Annotated in this window: 3 protein-coding genes; all 3 read right to left on the bottom strand. The window is 65.2% G+C overall.

The genetic code is table 11. The features are described 5' to 3' along the window. A partial coding sequence (locus B2W70_RS03120; RefSeq protein ID WP_414631020.1) for a Do family serine endopeptidase occupies positions 1-1,298 on the bottom strand: 1,298 nt, incomplete at its 3' end. Positions 1,299-1,596: 298 nt separating this feature from the next. Next, positions 1,597-2,277 (bottom strand): sigma-E factor negative regulatory protein, encoded by a 681-nt coding sequence (locus tag B2W70_RS03115; RefSeq protein WP_286742750.1) that lies wholly within the window; start codon positions 2,275-2,277, stop codon positions 1,597-1,599. A gap of 98 nt (positions 2,278-2,375) precedes the next feature. After that, on the bottom strand, positions 2,376-3,080 hold the full coding sequence (gene rpoE, locus B2W70_RS03110) for an RNA polymerase sigma factor RpoE (RefSeq protein ID WP_286742749.1): 705 nt from the start codon (positions 3,078-3,080) through the stop codon (positions 2,376-2,378). Between the last annotated feature and the right edge of the window lie 102 nt (positions 3,081-3,182).

The raw sequence follows: 3,182 nt of genomic DNA, 5'->3' as shown, positions 1-3,182 counted from the left end.
AAGCCAGCGCGAGCGGCGGGGCCCTGCGCATCTTCGACCAGCACCCCACCGTTTTGCTTGAGCTCACGCTTTTGCTCTGCGCTGAGGTCGGTCACGTTCAAGCCCAGCAGCGAAGCCGCCACCTTGGCCGGCTTGGCCGCTTCCTGCTCAGCCTTGGCCTTGGGTCCATCCATCTCGGCCACGGTGATGCTCAGGTCCTTGTAGCCGCCTCGGCGGAACACCTGCAAGGTGGCCTTCGTGCCTGGCTTGGTGGCCGCCACCTGGCGAGACAGGTCTGCGGGCTTTTCGATCGGTTGACCATTGAAGCGGGTGACGATGTCGCCTGCCTCGAGGCCAGCCTTGTCAGCGGGCGTGCCCGGCTCGACCGCTTGCACCAGCGCCCCCTCGGCCTTGGCCAGGCCGATGGAGTCGGCCACGTCCTTGGTGACCTGGCCAATGGAAACGCCGATGCGACCGCGGGTGACCTTGCCACCCGAGCGCAGCTGATCAGCCACCTTCACCGCGTCATCGATCGGGATGGACAGCGAGATGCCCATGAAGCCACCCGAGCGGCTGAGGATCTGTGAGTTGATGCCCACCACCTCGCCGCGCATGTTGATCAGCGGGCCGCCCGAGTTGCCGGGGTTCACGGCCACGTCGGTCTGGATGAAGCGGATTTCTTCGCCCGTGTCACGCGCCTTGGCGCTGACGATGCCGGACGTCACGGTGTTCTCCAGGCCAAAAGGCGTGCCGATGGCCATGACCCATTCGCCCACCCTCAGACGGTTGACATCGCCCACCACCACGGCAGGCAACTTGGATGCCTCGATCTTCAGCACGGCCACATCGGTGCGCTTGTCGGCGCCGACGACCTTGGCCTTGAACTCGCGCTTGTCGGTCAGGGTGACGTAGACCTCGTCGGCGCCCTCGACCACGTGGGCGTTGGTCATCACGAAGCCGTCTTGGCTCAGGATGAAGCCCGAACCCAGCCCACGCGGGCGCTCCTCGCCCTGCGAGCCGCCCTGCTCGCCCCCCTTGCGCGGGGTTTTGCCACGTTGCTCGGGCATGGGCACGCCGAAAAACCGCTTGAAGAACTCGCGCATCTGGGCATCGGCCTCGTCACCCTCGCCGTCCTCGTCGCCCACGCGCTGAGTCGTTCGGATGCTGACCACGGAGGGGCCGACCTTCTCGACCAACTCGGTGAAGTCAGGCAGCCCCTTGACCAGCGAAGGTGCGTTGGCCGGCGCCACCTGAGCGATCGATGCGACCGGCGCTTGCTGCGCTTGCGAGGAATGAGGGAACAGGCTGGAGCTCAGCATGAGCCCCACAGCGGACACCACTGCACCGACGACGAGCGTGCGGCGGATGACGGACGGGGTGGAGGTAACGCTCATTTGCTTGGATGACATGGATGTCAGGACCTTGTGAAAGCGATGCGGATGATGACGAAACGTCACAGGCGTGAGTTTGGACGACATTGCGTTTCGCCATCACGTCTGCACATGAAGATGGGTGAACCGTTGGACGTGAAGATGCGTTCGCAGATGCGCCCGGCACCCCAAAAAACAAGGCACCGCGAGGGCAGAGCCAACGCGGTGCAGCGAAAACACAGGTTTGTCAGCGATCTGAATCGACCCCAACCCGGATCACATCAGGCCGGTCAGAGAACGTTTGAGGCGGCTGAGGTTGAGGCAGCTGAGCGGACATGGCCTGCTCCAGCTTCGGATCCGCCGGCAGCCAGGCGTGGCCCTGCGTGCGCACCGCACTGAAAGAGCCCCCAGCAGCCAACGCAGAGTTCACGCCCTCAGGCGTGGCAGCGCCCTCGGACCAACCGACTCCGGAGCGTGCAACCTGCGCACCATCGGGCACCCCAGTCGGCACCCCCAGGTTCAGAGTCAGGACCCCGACGATGGCGGCGAAACTGGCTGCCACCGCCATGGGACCAGCCCACATGCGTCGCTTCAGAGGCTGCACCCCATCGGCGGCCTCGGATGAAGTCTGCTGCAGCGCCGCAACTCGACCCACGGTTTGCGCAGCCTGCGGAGACAAGACCACAGGCTCATCGGCCAAACGCGTGCGCAAGCGCTGCAGGAACGCCGCGCTGTCGCTGCCAGAAGCCTGGTCGGGCGAGCGCATGGCCTCGCCGATCAAGTGGTAAGCGTGCCAGGTGGCCCGGGCATCGGGTTGCTGACGCCAGGCGCCACAAGCGCGCGCGACCTCGTCGGAATGGGCCTGCCCATCAGCCAGCGCGGACAGGATCTCGCGGGGGATGACGTCGTCGGGCGTGCGTTCGGACATGCTGAGGCTCCAGGTGTTTTCGCCTGCCGGGATCGCAGGCCATGCATGTCAGGTTGGTGCCGCCCCTGGCGAGAAAGTTCCCAAGATGTGTCGATTCGTCACCAGCGTTCCCCATCGCGGGTGTCAAGCAAGGGGCGCAAACGCGACGCAATGGCCTCCCGCGCACGGTAAATGCGCGAGCGCACCGTGCCAATCGGGCACTGCATGAGCTCGGCAATGTCCTCGTAGCTCATCCCCTCGATCTCGCGCAGCGTGATCGCCTGTCGCAAATCGTCTGAAAGCGACTCGACGGCGGCGTTGACGGTCTCGGCAATCTGACGGGAAGCCAGCATCGACTCCGGCGTCTCACCATCGCTCAAATCATTTTCGACGCGTGGCGCGTCATCGTCGTCGTCCGCCGCGCCTGCCAACGACGACTCGGTGCGCAAGGGGTCTCGCTGCAGGCCGATCATGGCCTTTTTGGCGGTGTTGACGGCGATGCGATAAAGCCAGGTGTAGAAGGCACTTTCACCACGGAACCCAGGCAAGGCCCGGTAAGCACGGATGAACGCTTCCTGGGCAATGTCCTCGACCAAGTCCGTGTCGCGCACCATGCGCGCGATGAGCCGCTCGATGCGGCGCTGGTACTTCACGACCAGCATTTCAAAGGCCCGCTGGTCACCGCGCTGCACGCGCTCCACCAGCAAAGCATCCTCATCAACGCCAACCCGGGCAGGCCCGACATCTGGCGCGGCGGCATCCGGGAAAGAAGGCAGGCCAGGCGCCGGCGGCAGCGTGTCGGGATCCTGATCTTTGGGCATCATGGCCGCCCCCCGTTTACGCCATCGGGCTCGCCAACGTCGTCGTGCCAGCGTTCAAGCACCTGCGTGGCAGGGAAGCCATCCTCGAAGCGCAGGGGCGCGCTC

It is taken from the genome of Aquabacterium sp. UBA2148, assembly GCF_002328915.1.
Lineage (GTDB): Bacteria > Pseudomonadota > Gammaproteobacteria > Burkholderiales > Burkholderiaceae_C > Aquabacterium > Aquabacterium parvum.
Note: the sequence above shows the minus strand (reverse complement) of the source record. Positions and strands in the feature narration are given on the sequence as shown.

Bases quoted from the DNA above. Each gene is read 5' to 3' on its own strand.
- B2W70_RS03115 (WP_286742750.1), bottom strand. From the start codon at position 2,277: ATGTCCGAACGCACGCCCGACGACGTCATCCCCCGCGAGATCCTGTCC.
- rpoE (WP_286742749.1), bottom strand. From the start codon at position 3,080: ATGATGCCCAAAGATCAGGATCCCGACACGCTGCCGCCGGCGCCTGGC.